This window comes from Providencia sp. PROV116 (assembly GCF_028482485.1).
GTDB lineage: Bacteria > Pseudomonadota > Gammaproteobacteria > Enterobacterales > Enterobacteriaceae > Providencia > Providencia rettgeri.
The window spans coordinates 154,290-171,693 of sequence record NZ_JAMPQO010000021.1 but is presented as its reverse complement, the minus strand read 5'-3'; the positions used below and the strand labels follow the sequence as shown (position 1 = coordinate 171,693).

The following is a 17,404-nucleotide window of genomic DNA, read 5'->3' as shown; positions in this document are numbered from 1 at the left end:
CGTTTTTATTTTGTTCGTGTTTTTTTTAGCCAAAAAGGTGTTTATAAGTTAAATTTGGTCTGTGCATTGACTATTTCAGCAGCAATTGTACATCTACTCACGTAATATATGTATCTAAGAATTATGCTTTGAGATGAATTATGGAATTAAGTAAGCAACAAACAGCCTCACAAAAAAATCGCTCTTATATTATTGCAGAAAATCTTGGCCAGTTGATTTTAACCAGCACCTATTTACCGGATTCCATTTTACCTAGCGAATTAGAATTATCAGAACAATTCCAAGCAAGTCGAACAGCTATAAGAGAAGCTATAAAAATATTAGCAGCAAAAGGCATGGTATTAGCACGCCCCAAAATAGGCACCCGTGTTATGTCGCCTTCAAATTGGAATTTTTTAGACCAAGATCTCTTAACGTGGTGGTCTAATAGTGAAGAGCAATCTGTTGTAATGAAGCACTTTAAAATGGTTCGACTCGCAATAGAACCTCAGGCTTGTTATCTTGCTGCGATACATGCAACAAAAGAACAAAAACAATCATTACAACTATTATCTAGTGAAATGCAGCTACTCGCCAAAGAATTTGACAGAGCACATTGGGTAAAAGTTGATTATCATTTCCATCTAACTATTTACAAAGCTTGTGCCAATCCTTTTCTTATTTCTTTTGCTAATTTATTCCGTTCTATTTATCAGCGTTACTTTGATGTCATTACTAATAATGAGGTTATAGAGGTCGAAATTCATCAACAACTTGCCAATGCAATTATTCATGGTAAAAGTACAATAGCACTCGACCTTTGCTATAACTTACTAACAATTACCCAAAAGCAAGACTAACAACACAATATCCCATTGAAGCTTTCATTTATTTGTATAGGTAACTGATGTTCAAAACAGCGAAAAATATGTCTGGCCTTCCATGGATTGCGGCAATGGCCTTTTTCATGCAAGCGCTCGATGCCACCATTTTGAATACGGCTTTACCCGATATTGCAAGAAGCCTTGATCACTCACCGCTTGCAATGCAATCAGCTGTAGTCAGCTATACGCTTACTGTTGCGCTATTAATTCCTGTAAGCGGCTGGTTTGCTGATAGATTTGGTACAAGACGTATATTTATTTTAGCGGTTTCCTTATTTTCTCTTGGTTCATTACTTTGTGCCCTTTCGCCATCCTTAAATTTCTTAGTAACCTCTAGGGTTATTCAAGGTATTGGTGGGGCAATGATGATGCCAGTCGCCCGTTTAGCCTTAATAAGGGCTTACCCTCGAAGTGAGTTACTACCCATATTAAATTTTGTTACCATCCCTGGTTTAGTTGGCCCAATATTGGGGCCTCTGTTAGGCGGTATCTTAGTCACCTATGCAACTTGGCATTGGATATTTATTATTAATATTCCTATAGGTGTTTTAGGTATTTTTTATGCCCTAAAACATATGCCAGATTTTAAAATGCCAAAACGTAAATTTGATACACTCGGGTTCTTATTGTTTGGTTTTGGCTTAGTCATGCTATCTGTCAGCCTAGACTTATTTGGTGATAAATCGCTTCCTACCTCTGTTCCTGCAATTATTGTCTTAGTGGGTTTTCTCTTCTTATTTATTTATGTTCTTCACGCAAGGCGAGTTAAGCATGCAATAATTCCACTAAATCTATTTAAAACGCGCACTTTTTCTATTGGGATCAGCGGTAATATCGCAACACGCTTGGGAACAGGTAGTATTCCTTTTTTAATGCCATTAATGTTGCAAGTGGGTTTTGGTTACGAAGCTGTTGTGGCAGGAATGATGATGGCGCCACTAGCAATAGGTTCAATCACTGCTAAATCTGGGGTTACTCGGATCCTGACTAAATACGGCTACCGTAATACATTATTTGTTATCACCATAATTATTGGATTAATGATCGCCCAGTTTTCCTTGCAATCACCAAGTATGTCGATTTACCTGTTAATTGCACCTTTATTCATTTTAGGAATGGTGATGTCAATACAGTTTACCGCAATGAATACTATTTGCTTGGCTGATTTAACAGACAATAATGCAAGTGCGGGAAATAGTATGTTAGCGGTGACTCAGCAACTCTCGATAAGCTTTGGTATTGCAGTCAGTGCCGCAATCTTAAACTTCTATGGTGGACAACCTAATAGCAATACGGTCGATAATTTTCACTACACTTTTATTACCGTTGGTGTCATTACGCTTATCTCGGCTTTTGTCTTCTTATTATTAAGTAAGACAGACGGTGATAATTTAATAAAAAATAAAACCAAAAAAGCGAAGAATTAATATTTTTTAACCGATTGGCGCTCAATTAGCTCAGGGGTAAGAACCAAAACACTCGCCTTTGCCTCTGGGTTATCCATACGATAAATAAGTTGGTCAACAGCCTGTTGACCTAACTTATCTTTTGGCTGATGAATTGTTGTAAGTGGTGGGATCATATAAGGCGAAAGATCGATATCATCATAACCAATGATTGAAATATCATCAGGCACTTTCAAGCCCTTTTGGTATATCGCTTGATAAGCTCCCACCGCCATCGCATCATTACCTGCAAAAATAGCCTCGGGAGGGGTAGGTAAGCTAAGCAGTTTATTCATGGACTCAAACCCACCAGCAAATTCAAAATCACTGAAAATGATATAATCATCATAAATATTAATTCCGCCATCAGTCATAGCTTGAATAAAACCTTGATGACGTGCTCTTGCTGGTGATTTATCTTGTGGCCCTGCAATACATGCAATACGAGTGAAACCTGCTTTAATAAGGTAACGAGTGGCTATTTCCCCACCAAGAAAAGAGTTATCTTGAATAATGTCTCCGTCTGACTCGAATGGAGACCAGTCCATCATAACCGTTGGCACAGCGGGGTAACGAGCCAAAACATTTTTTGATGGCCCTTGTACTTCAGTGCACATAATCAGTAACCCATCAACACGCTTTTGTAGCAACGTTTCTAAGCTATGATTCATTCGCTGAAAGTCGCCCTCTGTGTTGCACAAAATCAAACTATAACCGCGTTCGTAGCAACTACGTTCTACACCCCGTACTACCTCAGCGTAGAATGGGTTATTACTTGTTGTCAGTAACATCCCAATCGTATTCGTACGATTCATTTTTAAACTACGTGCCAGCGCAGAGGGGGCATAGTTTAACTCTTCAATCGCATTTTTAACGCGTACAGTAATGCTCTCGCTGACATAGCGATTTTGATTAATAACGTGAGAGACGGTGGATGTCGACACCCCCGCAAGGCGTGCCACATCTTTCATTGTTGCCACAAGTTAATCCTGTTGAGTCAAAAACTGGTCAATTTCTTTACGCCATGGAACAGAGGGTTGAGCTCCAGGGCGAGTCACAGCTATCGCTGCCGCCGCATGGGCAAAAATAATCGCTTCTTCGTCAGCCTTACCTTCCAGCAGTGCAGTAACGTAAGCCCCATTGAATGTATCACCTGCGGCAATAGTATCCACTGCTTTTACGCGAAATGCAGAAATTATTTTACCTTCTGCACCTTTTTCACTATACCAAACGCCTCGAGAACCGAGTGTTATCATCACTTTACTGATACCTTTTTGATGTAAGACTTCAGCCGCATCCTGAGCACCTTGATTATCATTAACCGCAATGCCTGTTAAATGTTCAGCTTCTGTTTCATTTGGTGTGATGATATCCACTAATGATAATAATGAATCAGGTAATGATTGAGCTGGCGCTGGGTTCAAAATGACTATTGTATTGTTTTTCTTCGCTATTTCAGCCGCCATTTGTACTGTTTCAATGGGAGATTCCAATTGCATCAATACCGCATCCGCTTCCACAATTTTTTGCTGATAATGTCCTAACCTTTCCTTGATAAGTTGCGCATTTGCACCTGCATTGATACCAATCGTATTTTCCCCTTGTTGATTCACATAAATGAGGGCGACACCTGTCGTTTCACCTTCAATAGCATCAATACATTCGGTTTTAATGTTATCGAGAGATAACTGTTTTTTTATACTCGCCCCAATATCATCATCACCAACACAGGCAATAAATGTTATGTCAGCACCACTGCGACCAGCAGCAACAGCTTGGTTAGCGCCTTTTCCACCAAACGCAACTTGGTAATGATCACCCCTAACTGTTTCACCCGGTTGAGGGAAATGCTTAACATTTAATATATGATCAGCATTGATACTACCGAGAACCACCAGCTTTGCTGTACCCATAACGTTTATTTCCTTTTTTGATGACCCAATGAATTGCAAACTAAATAAACCGCCGCAGTATACCACGGCGGTTTTTATCTTATTGTTTTACCACTAATTCCAATTCAACCGGAACCGTTGAATCCACTTTTTCGCCTTTTAAGACTTTATCTGCAATCTGAACACCAACAATCCCAATTTGGTCTGGGCGCTGTGCAATGGTTGCACCTAATTTTCCGCCTTCAACGGCTTTGATACCATCATTTGTTCCATCAAAACCGACAACCAGAACATCGGTACGGCCTGCGGTTTGCAGAGCTCTTAACGCCCCTAATGCCATTTCATCGTTTTGTGCAAATACAGCTTGAACAGCTGGATGTGCCGTTAACAAGTTTTGCATTACGTTCAAGCCTTTTGTTCTATCGAAATCAGCCGGTTGGCTCGCCAGTAAATTGAATTTGTGCTCTTTCGCACCGGTGTTAAAACCTTCACCGCGCTCACGTGCGGCTGATGTGCCTGAAATGCCTTCTAATTGAATAACTTTAGACTCACTGCCTGTTTTTTGTGCAATGTAGTCAGCGGCCATCTTCCCGCCCATGCGGTTATCAGATGCGACATGGCTGACAACTTCACCTTTGTTAGCCGCTCTATCCAAAGTAATTACAGGTATATTCGCTTTATTCGCCATTAATATTGAGTTACCCACTGCATCTGAATCTGTTGGGTTAATTAACATTAATTTTGTACCGCGAACGGTTAAATCTTGTACGTTTGCTAATTCTTTGGCTGGGTTGTCTTGAGAATCTAAAACAATCAGCTCATAGCCGAGTTTATCCGCTTCTTTTTGTGCGCTGTCTTTCATCGTCACAAAGAATGGGTTATTCAATGTAGAAATTACGAGTGCAATGCTATCTTTCGCCATCGCATTCACACTAACCGTTGCACTCAGTGCAACTGCAGATAATAACGTTGCTAGTTTGTTCAGTTTCATAATAATTTTCCTGTAGGGTTACTTTTTATTATCAACAAGTACAGCAAGTAAGATGACGACAGCTTTAACAATCATCTGGTAGTTTGACGAAATACCTAATAAGTTTAATCCATTGTTTAAGAAACCAAGGATAAGCGCACCAATCAATGTTCCGACGATACGCCCCTTACCACCAGCAAGGCTGGTACCACCAAGTACAACCGCAGCGATAGCATCAAGTTCATACCCATTACCTGCCATTGGCTGAGCTGATGATAAACGTGCAACTTCAATGACACTCGCCAATGCCGCTAGCAGTCCACATAAGGCATAAACCACTATTTTAATGCGGTCGACATTAATACCAGAAAGACGGGTAGCCGCTTCATTCCCACCAAGTGCGTAGATGTAACGACCAAGGCGAGTATGGTGCAACATATACCATGCCGCAGCAAAAACGATGATCATTAACCAGACTGGGGTAGGAATACCAAATGGGCGGCCAATACCAAACCAACCAAATAAGTCTGCGTTATCACTAAATCCTGTATTGATAGGACTGCCGTCTGTGTAAACTCGTGTCACACCGCGCAGTAGTAGCATCATGACTAAAGTCGCAATGAAAGCTTGGACTTTTCCTTTTGCAACAATCACTCCTGTACATGCACCGATAGCGGCACCGAGTGCTAGTGCTCCCGCAACAGCCACTAATGCGTTAACTTCAGCCCCGACCATTGAGGCTGCAACTGCTCCCGTTAAGGCTAATAAGGACCCAACAGAGAGGTCAATTCCAGACGTTAAGATAACTAATGTCATTCCAACGGCCATAATGGCATTAACGGAGGTTTGTTGTAGGATATTGAATAGGTTATTAACCGTAAAAAAATTCGGGCTTAATGTTGATACGATGGCAATCAAAACTAATAGTGCGATTAATGATTTTTGCTCCATCAGCCATGCTTTGCTGAACCAACGTTTTGATGATGCGGTAGTTGAACTCATACTGATAACTCCTGAACTGAGCCATAATTTTTACCCACGGCGGCTGCCATTAAGGCTTCCTGCGTCGCGTCTTTGGCTGAAAATTCACCACTGATATGACCTTCGTGCATCACCAAAATGCGGTCACTCATTCCTATTACTTCAGGCATTTCTGAAGAAACTAAAATGATACTCAGCCCTTCTTTTTTAAATTGGTTAATTAATTGATAGATTTCTTTTTTAGCACCAACGTCTACACCGCGAGTTGGCTCATCAAGGATCAGTACTTTTGGTCTTGTCATCAAACCGCGCGCAATGGCCACTTTTTGCTGATTACCACCAGAAAGATTGCCAATTATTTGGTCCATTGACGGGGTTTTAATATTGAATAACCGAATGAAATCGCTAACGGTTTGCTGCTCTTCCCCATGCTTGAGGCTTCCTCCCACACGACTGAAATAACGTAATGCTGTCAATGACATATTTTCTTTCACTGACATACCTAATACTAATCCATCACGTTTACGGTCTTCTGAAATATAAACAATGCCATTATTCAGCCCGTCTTGTGGTGTTTTCAGTGTTACGAGTTTGCCTTCCAGTTTTATCGTGCCCGATTTTTTTGTCGCCGCGCCGTAGATGATTTTCATCAACTCTGTACGCCCCGCGCCCATCAAGCCAGATACGCCTAAAATTTCCCCGCTCTTCAGGGTGAAGTTGGCATTTGTTACACCAGGCCCAGATACGCCTTCAAGTTGCAGCCTAATATTTCCGGTTTCTACCTCAACTCTTGGATACTGGTCTTCAAGTTTACGACCAACCATCATTTCAATGAGTTTTTCTTCTTCTAATTCACTCACGGGTTTCTCACCAATAAACTGGCCATCGCGAAACACCGTTACATCGTCGCAAATTTCAAAAATTTCTTTTAAACGATGGGAAATATAAACAATACCGCAGCCTTGAGCTTTTAAGTCTTCGATAACTCTAAATAAGGATTCTGTTTCTGTGTCGGTTAGCGCATCTGTGGGTTCATCCATAATAATGACTTGTGATTGAAAGCTCAGGACTTTAGCGATTTCCACCATTTGTTGTTCGCCGATAGAAAGCTCTGCAATAGTTTGATGGCTATCATAATCAAGGTTAAGCCGTTTAAGCAGTTTGTCAGACTCACTGAACATTTTTTTCCAGTCAATTTTGCCAAACGCATTAACATACTCTCGACCAAGAAAAATATTCTCTGCGATGGTTAATTCAGGTATTAAATTAAGTTCTTGGTGGATAATCCCTATTCCTGCTTCTTGGGAGCTTTTAGGGCCATTGAATGCAACTTCTTTACCTAAGTAGCGGATTTGACCAGCATCTTTTTTATAAATACCCGTCAGCACTTTCATCATGGTTGATTTGCCAGCCCCATTTTCCCCCACCAGCGCCATGACTTTTCCTGGGTAGACATTTAATGTTGCCCCATTAAGAGCCTTTACCCCTGGAAATGATTTATCGATCCCGATAAGTTCTAATAAAGGTTGCATAATCACCTCAGAAAGTCACACCAGAACAAAGAATAATGTTAGCGAACGGTGAACATTCTCCGGTACGGATCACCGCTTTACTGTCATGAGTCAGCTGTTTAAAACGTTCATGGGTGCAATAAATAATTTCAATCGTATTATTTTGGGTGACTTCTAACTGTTGTAAGTGAGCTAAAATAGCGTCTTCCATTTGTGGGTTAATGGTACTGATTTCCTCAGCTAGAATGGCTTTTTCGACTTGCATCTCTTGAGTAATGACACTTAAAACTGACATGAAATCGGGTAAGCCTTGAGTAATGGCTAAATCAATACGCTCCGTTCCTTGAGAAATAGGCAAACCTGCATCAGCAAGCGTTATTTGGTCCGTATGACCTAACTTGGCAATTACAGAGGTAACGTTGGCATTAAGTAAAACACCCTTTTTCATTTTTCACCGCCATTCTAGTAAGCGAAACGTTTCGCTCATGTAATCATAGTAAAGATAAGTCACAACTCAATATTGATGGTTGATATTTGTGATCAATATCGAAACGTTTCGTTCGCACTAGAAAAGCTTAAAAACAATAACTTATTGAATCACTTGTAGCTGAATCGTTTTTTCTTATTTATTGGGGCATGTCAAAGAAAAATGGAAAAATAGGTCGCAGTATGTAATAAAAGAAATTGATAGTTTTGATATCAACACCTCTATTAATAAAAGGAATGAATAATGCAGCTTGCTGAACGAATTGCCCAACTAAGCAATTACCTTGAAAGCGGTTTATATGAACGCCAGCAGGCTATTCGTTTGTGCTTATTAGCCACATTAAGCGGCGAAAGCGTATTTCTATTAGGCCCTCCGGGTATTGCCAAAAGCTTAATTGCACGAAGAATGAAATATGCTTTTCGTCATGCGAATGCTTTTGAGTACTTAATGACACGATTTTCAACACCCGAAGAAATCTTTGGCCCTCTTTCAATACAAGCGTTAAAAGATGAAGGGCGATATGAACGTTTAACTAAAGGTTATTTACCTGACGCTGAAGTCGTATTCCTTGATGAGATATGGAAAGCAGGCCCTGCCATCTTAAATACTTTATTAACCGCGGTAAATGAGCGCAAGTTCCGTAATGGTGATGAAGAAAAATCTATCCCGATGCGGTTATTAGTAACGGCATCCAATGAATTGCCTGATGCAGATAATAGCCTTGAAGCGCTATTCGACAGAATGCTAGTACGTATTTGGCTGGATAAAGTGCAAGAAAAACAAAATTTTCGCGCACTATTAACAGGAAAATCATCACTGAATGAATCTCAAATGCCGGAACATTTAAAAATCAGTGATGAAGAATACCAACAGTGGCAACAAGAAATACCCAAAATTACGCTACCCGATCACTGTTTTGAATTAATTTACCAATTACGTCAGCAACTAGATGCAACAGACAAACAGGTTTATGTTTCAGATAGGCGCTGGAAGAAAGCGGTTTATTTATTACAAGCAAGTGCTTTCTTTAATGGTCGTAATAGTGTATCTCCTCTAGATCTTGTGTTATTAAAAGATTGCCTCTGGCATGACATGCAATCTATGAATGCGTTACCACAACTATTACAGTCATTATTACAAGAAGATGGCTGGCAGCAGCGAAAGTTGACTCGAGAAATAGAGCAGATTTATCAGCAATGGATGTCATCGACCCAAGACCAAAACAACCAAGATGCATTTAAAGTCAATAAAAACAATGCGATGTTTGCTCGTAAAGCGTCATATGTATTGCCCGAAAATATCAGTGATGGTCGAATTACCCTATTTTTACATCGTCCACTGCAACTACATAATATGAAAGTGACTTTTGTAACTACTGATAAAAAATCCCTGATAACGTTCTTAAATAAAGGAACGACACTATCCGCTCACCTAAATGGGATTGGTTTTGCACAAGACATTGCCGCTGAGGTGAATAATTTAAACCAGATACAGTTATTAGATATAAGTCATCAATCATCTACTTTATATATTCAAGATAAAGCCTCATCACTCACGCCAAATACAAATAATCAAGAATGGCTAGACAAGCTAGATAAAATTCAAGGAGAAATTCAAGCCGCACGCTATCAGTTTGAAAAACAGCAGCCCAACTTATTTATTGAATCACACTGGCTTGCAGATATTGAACAAAGCTTCATGAAACTCACAGAGAAATTAAACCAATTACGTAACCAAATCACGGGTAAAGTGGCTGAATAACGATGATGAGTTTAGCCACACTAGAAATGCTGCTTTCAGTTAATGAAGGTCAATTAATCGAGGAGATAATTATCTCTTTGTTAGCAACCCCTCAATTGGCGGTCTTTTTTGAAAAACACCCTAGATTAAAAAAAGCGTTACTAAAAGATTTATCCGGTTGGAAAAAAGATCTCAAACAGCGTATGCAAGATGCGCTTGTTCCTGCTCAACTTTCAGAAGAGTTTGAACTTTATCGTCAATCTCTTGGCATATCGACAGATGCCTTTTTTATCCAATTACCAAGTGTCATAGCAAAACTTCACCAACTGGATTCTCCTTTTTACCGTGAAGCACATCAGTTACAGAGCGGGAAAATAGAAAATCGCAGTGCAAGGCAATCACTGTTTGTACAAAAATGGCGAGTCAGTTTAATTTTACAAGTGACGACTCTACATAAAGAAATGTTAGAACAAGAAAAAGAACAATTGCTGGCGGAACTACAGCGCCGATTAGCACTAAGTGGAAATTTAGAGGATATCTTAGGTGAAAATGAACGTGCTGCAGGCCGGTTGTGGGATTTAACCAAAGGTGTGAACATGACTTCCGCTTATAATGACCAATTATTAAGCCGATACAGTGAATTTTTACGTCAGCAGCCTGAATTAGAAAAAATAGCACAATTATTAGGCCGTAGCCAAACTGCACAAGCAATCCCTGATGATAGCGTGGTGCTAGAACCGATGACTATCATGGAAAAAGTGCCTGAAACTGTTCCTGAGCAAGTTAATGGCTTAAATCAAAGTGACGATATTTTACGGTTATTACCTGCAGAACTCGCTATGTTAGGTCTTGAAGATATTGAATTTGAGTTCTATCGAAAATTACTTGAAAAACAGCTTCTAACTTATCGATTACAAGGAGATAGCTGGCAAGAAAGGAAAGTTCTTCGCCCAATAACACATCACCATGATGAAGAACAACCGAGAGGTCCATTTGTTGTATGTATTGATACTTCCGGTTCGATGGGCGGTTTAAATGAACGCTGTGCAAAGGCTTTTTGCCTCGCATTAATGAAAATTGCGCTGGCGGATAACCGCTCATGTCATGTGATGTTATTTTCCACAGAAATTGTGCATTACGATTTACTTTCTATTGATGGCCTAGAGCAATGTATTCGATTTTTACATCAAACATTTAAAGGTGGGACTGATCTTGCGGCTTGTTTGCAAGAAACAGCAGTAAAATTGGAATCAAAGCAGTGGATAGATGCAGATGCCGTAGTGATTTCTGATTTTGTTGCTCAGCGTTTACCTGATGAGTTGATTCAAAAAATAAAAGCCATGCAGAAGAAAGGTAAATACCGCTTCCATGCGGTATCTGTATCAAATTATGGGAAACCCAGCATCATGAAAATCTTTGACCATATTTGGCGTTTTGATACTGGGTTAAAAAGCAGGTTGTTACGCCGCTTTAGTCGCTAATTACAGCATACCTTCAACGGATTCTTGCATTTCAGCACCCCATACACCACATTGCACTTGGCCAATGTGTTGGCGTTGGAGAAGTAGCATAACTAAGCGTGATTGGCCAATACCACCACCGATAGTTTGCGGCATTTCACCTTTCACTAATGCTTGGTGCCACTCTAATTCCATACGTTTTTCATCGTCAGTTAACTTTAATTGACGGGTCAAACACTCAGGACTTACGCGAATTCCCATTGAAGAAAGCTCAAATGCGTCCTGTAAAACAGGGTTCCACACAATGATGTCGCCGTTCAAACCACAAAAACCGTCTTCATTTTTTGTTGTCCAATCGTCGTAGTCTGGCGCACGAACATCATGTGATTCACCACTAGATAGCTTACCACCGATACCAATTAAGAATACTGCACCTAATTCTTTCGCGATTGCGCGTTCACGCCCTTTCGCATCTAAATCAGGATAGCGCTGTAACAATTCTTCACTGTGAATAAAGTGGATTTGGTCTGGCAGGAACGGTGCCAACCCAAACTCTTTACTTACGGCAGCTTCTGTTTCTTTTATTGCCTTATAGATTTTACCCACTGTCTGCTTCAGATAAGGAAGTGTACGTTCCTCATCTGCCATCACTTTTTCCCAATCCCACTGATCAACATAGACGGAGTGGATTGGGGTTAAGCGATCCTCGTCCGGACGCAACGCTTTCATATGCGTGTATAGACCTTGGCCTTTACTAAAACCGAAACGCCCTAATGTTTTACGTTTCCATTTAGCCAAAGAATGAACCACTTCAAAGGTTGCACCTGGAATTGATTTCACTTTTACTTGAACGGCTTTTTCACTGCCCGATAAGTTGTCTTGAGTACCATCCCCTAAACGGCTTAGGATTGGTCCTTGAACTTCAATTAACCCTAATTCTTTTTCAAGTAAACGTGAGAAATACGATTTCACAAAACTAATTTGTTGCTGATGTTCGATAAATGACTTGTCCATAATTTATTCCCATAATTTGTTAGCTGTGTTAGCTGATGTATAGATTAAGCAACAAAATGAGGTATAAATTCAATATCCATCATTAAAAAAAGCCTTTACTGTTTATTTTGAATAAAAAAAAAGGTATAAAAATGAAGAATCGTTAAAATAGAGGTAAAATAATGCCGGAAAATTATCAAATCGATAATCTCGATCGTGACATACTTCACGAATTAATGGGAAATGCGCGCATACCGTATGCTGAATTAGCAAAAAAATTCGCTGTTAGCCCCGGAACAATTCATGTCCGAGTCGAAAAAATGAAGCAAGCAGGAATTATTAAAGGCACACGTATTGATATAAACCCAAAACAATTAGGGTTCGATGTTTGTTGCTTTATTGGCATTATTTTAAAAAGTGCAAAAGATTACCCAACCGCACTAAAAAAATTAGATGCCTTAGAAGAAGTTGTCGAGGTGTACTACACAACAGGGCAATACAGCATTTTTATTAAAGTCATGTGCCGTTCTATCGATTCTTTACAAGACGTACTTATCAACAAAATTCAGACCATTGATGAGATACAATCCACAGAAACACTGATCTCCTTACAAAACCCGATCTTACGAACAATCAACCCGTAGAAAAAAAATGATATAACCACATTATCCACAGGTAGATCCCAGCTCATTCACAGCGTACAATAGCGCCCTATTATTGTGAAAGAGAATCACCATGACAAAAGTAACCTTAATAAGTGGCAGTACAATGGGCAGTGCGGAGTATGTTGCCGAGCACATGGCTGAGATTTTAGAAGAACTCGGTCATGAAACTGAAATTCAACATGGCCCAGAGCTTGATGACTTAACACTTGAGGGCATATGGCTGGTGGTGAGCTCAACACATGGTGCAGGTGATCTGCCTGAAAATATTCAACCTCTTTTTGATTCAATAGAAGAAAGCGCTCCTGATCTAAGCGAAGTCCAATTTGGCTCTGTTGGGATCGGTAGCTCTGAATATGACACTTTCTGTGGTGCTATCCACAAAATAGATGCGTTATTAATCAAGCAAGGGGCTAAAAGGATCGGTGAATGTTTGGAAATTGATGTCCAACAACACGAAATACCGGAAGATCCCGCAGGAGAATGGGTTAAAATTTGGGCAAACGAACTCTGATTTGATTAAAAAATCAGCAATCAACTGTGGATAACTCAGGGAAGATCCCGGTATTAACCCGTAGTTATCCAGAGTATAAGTTTTTAGGCTCCCAAGGCCTGTGTATAAGTACCCATTTTGATCCCAGCTTATACGCAAATGGATCACGGATCATTCACAGTATATGATCCTTTACAGTTTTATGATCTTTAAAGTGAAAATCCACTTATCCACAGAAACCGGTGATCCTAATAAAAGATCTAATAAAGAGATCTTTAAATAAAAAGATCTTTATATTATATAAGGGGGAAACCTAAAGCTTGGTCTCTTCCTCAAACTTGAGTAGAATTCTCTCCTCAAATGCACAATCCGCATTTTCTAACGTTTAAGGTCCACACATGTTTTATCCAGAGCAATTTGACGTCATCGTAATTGGTGGTGGTCATGCCGGTACTGAAGCAGCAATGGCAGCTGCACGTATGGGGCGTCAAACCCTATTACTGACTCACAATATTGATACATTGGGCCAGATGTCTTGCAACCCAGCCATCGGTGGGATCGGTAAGGGACATCTGGTTAGAGAAATTGATGCCCTAGGTGGTCTAATGGCCATCGCTACAGACAAAGCGGGTATTCAATTTAGAACATTAAATGCCAGCAAAGGGCCAGCTGTTCGTGCAACCCGAGCTCAAGCTGACCGTGTTCTGTATCGCCAAGCTGTCAGAATGGCTTTAGAAAATCAGCCTAATTTGATGATTTTCCAACAACCCGTAGAAGACTTGCTTGTTGAAAACAATCGAGTTACAGGGGCAATTACCCGTATGGGCTTAAAATTTAAAGCCAAAGCCGTGGTATTAACCGTTGGTACTTTCCTTGATGGCAAAATTCATATTGGTTTAGAAAATTACAGTGGCGGTCGTGCAGGGGATCCCCCTTCAATTTCACTTTCTCAACGTTTGAGAGAATTGCCTTTACGTGTTAATCGTTTAAAAACAGGAACGCCACCACGTATTGATGCAAGAACTATTGATTTCAGTCAGTTAGCTAAACAGCTAGGTGATGACCCAATGCCCGTTTTTTCATTCTTAGGTTCACAAGATCAACATCCACAACAGATGCCTTGTCATATCACCTATACCAATGAAAAAACCCATGATGTGATCAGAAATAACCTAGATCGTAGCCCTATGTATGCAGGGGTTATTGAAGGGATCGGCCCACGTTATTGCCCTTCGATCGAAGATAAAGTCATGCGTTTTGCAGATAAAGACTCACATCAGATCTTTTTAGAGCCAGAAGGCTTAACGAGCAATGAAATTTATCCTAACGGGATATCCACCAGCTTACCATTTGATGTTCAAATGCAAATTGTTCATTCCATGAAAGGAATGGAAAATGCACGGATCATTCGTCCTGGTTATGCTATCGAGTATGATTTCTTTGACCCTAGAGATCTAAAACAAACGCTTGAGAGTAAATTTATTGAAGGTTTATTCTTTGCTGGCCAAATTAACGGCACAACAGGTTATGAAGAAGCCGGAGCTCAAGGGCTATTAGCGGGCCTTAATGCTGCACAACATGCCTTTGGTTTAGACGGTTGGTTCCCTCGTCGTGACCAAGCTTATATCGGTGTTCTCGTTGACGATCTTTGTACTTTAGGGACAAAAGAACCTTACCGTATGTTTACTTCACGTGCGGAATACCGTTTGATGCTTCGTGAAGACAATGCCGATTTGCGACTCACTGAAAAAGGCCGAGAGTTAGGCTTAGTTGATGACGTACGTTGGGCTCACTTTAATAAAAAAGTTGAACTGATTGAAAAAGAACGTCAACGCTTAAAAGATATTTGGGTTCATCCTAAATCAGATAACCATACTGAGATAGATGGAATTTTAACCGTTCCATTATCGAAAGAAGCAAATGGGGAAGATTTACTGCGTCGTCCAGAAATGACGTATCAAATGCTAACCTCGCTTAACCTGTTTGCCCCAGGTATTGACGATCCTCAAGCTGCGGATCAAGTGGAAATCCAAGTTAAATACGAAGGTTATATCGCTCGCCAAAAAGAAGAAATCGAAAGACAACTACGTAATGAAAATACCTTGTTGCCTGTTGACCTCGATTACAAACAAGTAAAAGGGTTGTCGAACGAAGTGATGGCGAAACTGAACGACCATAAACCGACATCTATTGGTCAAGCATCACGAATTTCAGGGATTACGCCTGCAGCAATCTCTATCTTACTTGTTTGGCTGAAAAAACAAGGCATGCTACGCCGGAGTGCTTAACATGGATTTATTATCGAAACTTAATCAATTGTTAGCAAAAACCGATATTGACTTAACGGAAAAGCAAAAACAGCAGTTAGTTGACTATGTTGGGTTATTAGCTAAATGGAACAAAGCCTATAACCTGACTTCGGTACGTGACCCACAACAGATGTTGATCCGTCATATCATGGACAGCATAGTGGTGAACGGTCAACTCAACGGAACAAAATTTATTGATGTAGGAACGGGGCCAGGCCTACCTGGCGTTCCTTTAGCTATTGTTCGGCCTGATTCCCATTTTGTTTTATTGGACAGCTTAGGGAAGCGCATACGCTTTTTAAAACAGGTTCAACATGAACTAGGGCTAACGAATATCGAACCAGTTCAATCGCGTGTTGAAGAGTACCCAGTTGAAAATGGTTTTGATGGGGTGATTAGCCGCGCATTTGCTTCACTGAACGATATGCTGAGTTGGTGCCATCATTTACCGTCATCTGGCGGTCGTTTTTATGCACTTAAAGGTGTCATTCGTGATGATGAAATGGCGCTACCAGAAGGTTTTGTGATTGAATCTATCACAGAGCTTGAAGTGCCTGAACTTGATGAACAGCGCCATTTGGTTAAAGTTTCTATAAAATAAAGTTGCTTTCTGTCAAAATATTTTGTCTTTTAGAGCGATAGTCGGTGTGTTACAAAGCACCGGCTATTCTTGTTTTTAGCTAGAGAGTAAATATTTATATTTCACGTGTTATTTACATAAAAATAACGAATAAGTTTCAAAAATAAGGTGTTGAAAGAAAAAATATAGGGAAATTGGCAATTTTGACTTAATCGATTTAGCTAGATAAATAGTTAATAGTGAAATATTTGATTTATCACTTTTAAATTTAACTTAAAAATCTACTTCTTTAATTGTTTGATTTACAGATTAAATCTATTTTTTGTTGTCAGTAAAGTTGAAAGAATAAATAAAGAGAATAAAGCTAAATGTGATATTTATCACATTAATGTGAATATATGCAGCAATTCATTAACTATTTATTAATTATTACAGCGACAATTCTGCGCCAACTCGAAAAAATTAAATATTTATTCACCTTTTCGCTACTTACTGATTGAATTCATTTCGCCTGCCCGTATAATTTGCACGTTTTTGTCTCTTGACACATTTACGCAAAGGCAGTTTTATACAACACTTAGCGTTTCTGAGGCTGAGAAGAGCTGGGAGTAAACAAAAAGTTATGTCTGTATCCCTTTATGACAACAAACACGCTGCAAAGCAGTTGTCTGTTCAGTTTATAACTTTAGTGATCCTCAGTGGGGCTTTCTGTGCAAATAGTATAGAATGGGGGGCCTCTGCTCTTGCTGGTGGGTTAGCATGCTGGTTACCAAATATCGTATTTATGCTGCTAGCACAATTTCAGAAAGCAAAAGGAGAGGATGAACCTGTCCGCATTGCCTGGTTCTTAGCATTAGGAGCAGGGCTAAAGGTTGTTACAACTATCGCTGTCTTAGTTGTTGCTTTCGGTGTGTTCAAAGCGTCATTAACACCACTGGGTTTGACCTATTTAGCGGTGCTAATTGTTCAGATTGTTGCACCAGCCGTTTTTAAACGGTAAGTATTTTTAAACTACAAA

The 17,404-nt window shown here is 39.9% G+C and carries 16 protein-coding genes; 9 read left to right on the top strand and 7 right to left on the bottom strand.

Annotation, left to right across the window (positions count from 1 at the left end):
- Window positions 1–140 precede the first annotated feature (140 nt).
- Together PSE72_RS15225 and mdtD are read left to right on the top strand one after the other, a co-directional pair.
- On the top strand, window positions 141–839 hold the full coding sequence (locus PSE72_RS15225; protein WP_209102449.1) for a FadR/GntR family transcriptional regulator: 699 nt from the start codon (window positions 141–143) through the stop codon (window positions 837–839).
- Between the two features lie 47 nt (window positions 840–886).
- Entirely contained in the window at window positions 887–2,290 is a 1,404-nt protein-coding gene (gene mdtD / locus PSE72_RS15220; RefSeq protein ID WP_109912558.1) for a multidrug transporter subunit MdtD, read from the top strand.
- Here mdtD and rbsR read toward each other — a convergent pair.
- The 6 genes from rbsR to rbsD all read right to left on the bottom strand — a co-directional run bounded on the left by rbsR (window position 2,287) and on the right by rbsD (window position 8,110).
- On the bottom strand, window positions 2,287–3,288 hold the full coding sequence (rbsR, locus tag PSE72_RS15215) for a ribose operon transcriptional repressor RbsR (protein WP_369128013.1): 1,002 nt from the start codon (window positions 3,286–3,288) through the stop codon (window positions 2,287–2,289). The two genes, mdtD and rbsR, sit on opposite strands and share 4 nt — an antisense overlap.
- Window positions 3,289–3,291: 3 nt before the next feature.
- Window positions 3,292–4,221, bottom strand: coding sequence for a ribokinase (gene rbsK, locus PSE72_RS15210; protein ID WP_115166311.1), 930 nt, complete (start codon window positions 4,219–4,221; stop codon window positions 3,292–3,294).
- Between the two features lie 79 nt (window positions 4,222–4,300).
- On the bottom strand, window positions 4,301–5,191 hold the full coding sequence (rbsB, locus tag PSE72_RS15205; RefSeq protein ID WP_209102453.1) for a ribose ABC transporter substrate-binding protein RbsB: 891 nt from the start codon (window positions 5,189–5,191) through the stop codon (window positions 4,301–4,303).
- 18 nt (window positions 5,192–5,209) lie between these two features.
- Window positions 5,210–6,172, bottom strand: coding sequence for a ribose ABC transporter permease (gene rbsC / locus PSE72_RS15200; protein ID WP_004906340.1), 963 nt, complete (start codon window positions 6,170–6,172; stop codon window positions 5,210–5,212).
- On the bottom strand, window positions 6,169–7,683 hold the full coding sequence (rbsA, locus tag PSE72_RS15195) for a ribose ABC transporter ATP-binding protein RbsA (RefSeq protein ID WP_198642088.1): 1,515 nt from the start codon (window positions 7,681–7,683) through the stop codon (window positions 6,169–6,171). The genes rbsC and rbsA overlap by 4 nt, the downstream gene beginning before the upstream one ends.
- 7 nt (window positions 7,684–7,690) lie before the next feature.
- Window positions 7,691–8,110 carry a D-ribose pyranase gene (gene rbsD, locus PSE72_RS15190; protein ID WP_115166310.1) on the bottom strand — a complete coding sequence of 140 codons (420 nt, stop codon included), beginning with the start codon at window positions 8,108–8,110 and terminating at the stop codon, window positions 7,691–7,693.
- 282 nt (window positions 8,111–8,392) lie between these two features.
- On the opposite strand from rbsD, the gene ravA reads away from it, so the two are divergent.
- Both ravA and viaA read left to right on the top strand, forming a co-directional pair.
- Window positions 8,393–9,910, top strand: coding sequence for an ATPase RavA (gene ravA / locus PSE72_RS15185; RefSeq protein ID WP_198642089.1), 1,518 nt, complete (start codon window positions 8,393–8,395; stop codon window positions 9,908–9,910).
- Between the two features lie 2 nt (window positions 9,911–9,912).
- Window positions 9,913–11,370: an ATPase RavA stimulator ViaA gene (viaA, locus tag PSE72_RS15180; protein ID WP_115166308.1), complete on the top strand. Its 1,458-nt coding sequence runs from the start codon at window positions 9,913–9,915 to the stop codon at window positions 11,368–11,370.
- On the opposite strand, the gene asnA is transcribed toward viaA, so the two are convergent.
- Window positions 11,371–12,363 carry an aspartate--ammonia ligase gene (asnA, locus tag PSE72_RS15175; protein WP_004906722.1) on the bottom strand — a complete coding sequence of 331 codons (993 nt, stop codon included), beginning with the start codon at window positions 12,361–12,363 and terminating at the stop codon, window positions 11,371–11,373.
- 161 nt (window positions 12,364–12,524) lie between these two features.
- Here asnA and asnC point away from each other — a divergent pair, with 161 nt between their 5' ends.
- From asnC to atpI, 5 genes are all read left to right on the top strand, one after another.
- Window positions 12,525–12,986, top strand: a complete 462-nt coding sequence (asnC, locus tag PSE72_RS15170; protein WP_004906728.1) for a transcriptional regulator AsnC — start codon at window positions 12,525–12,527, stop codon at window positions 12,984–12,986.
- A 91-nt stretch (window positions 12,987–13,077) separates the two neighbouring features.
- Window positions 13,078–13,518, top strand: coding sequence for an FMN-binding protein MioC (gene mioC / locus PSE72_RS15165; protein WP_109912554.1), 441 nt, complete (start codon window positions 13,078–13,080; stop codon window positions 13,516–13,518).
- Between the two features lie 377 nt (window positions 13,519–13,895).
- Complete coding sequence (mnmG, locus tag PSE72_RS15160; RefSeq protein ID WP_272690997.1) at window positions 13,896–15,785, top strand: tRNA uridine-5-carboxymethylaminomethyl(34) synthesis enzyme MnmG; 1,890 nt, start codon at window positions 13,896–13,898, stop codon at window positions 15,783–15,785.
- Window position 15,786: 1 nt separating this feature from the next.
- Window positions 15,787–16,407, top strand: coding sequence for a 16S rRNA (guanine(527)-N(7))-methyltransferase RsmG (gene rsmG / locus PSE72_RS15155; RefSeq protein ID WP_115166307.1), 621 nt, complete (start codon window positions 15,787–15,789; stop codon window positions 16,405–16,407).
- A gap of 601 nt (window positions 16,408–17,008) precedes the next feature.
- Complete coding sequence (atpI, locus tag PSE72_RS15150) at window positions 17,009–17,386, top strand: F0F1 ATP synthase subunit I (protein WP_004906317.1); 378 nt, start codon at window positions 17,009–17,011, stop codon at window positions 17,384–17,386.
- The last annotated feature ends 18 nt before the right edge of the window (window positions 17,387–17,404 follow it).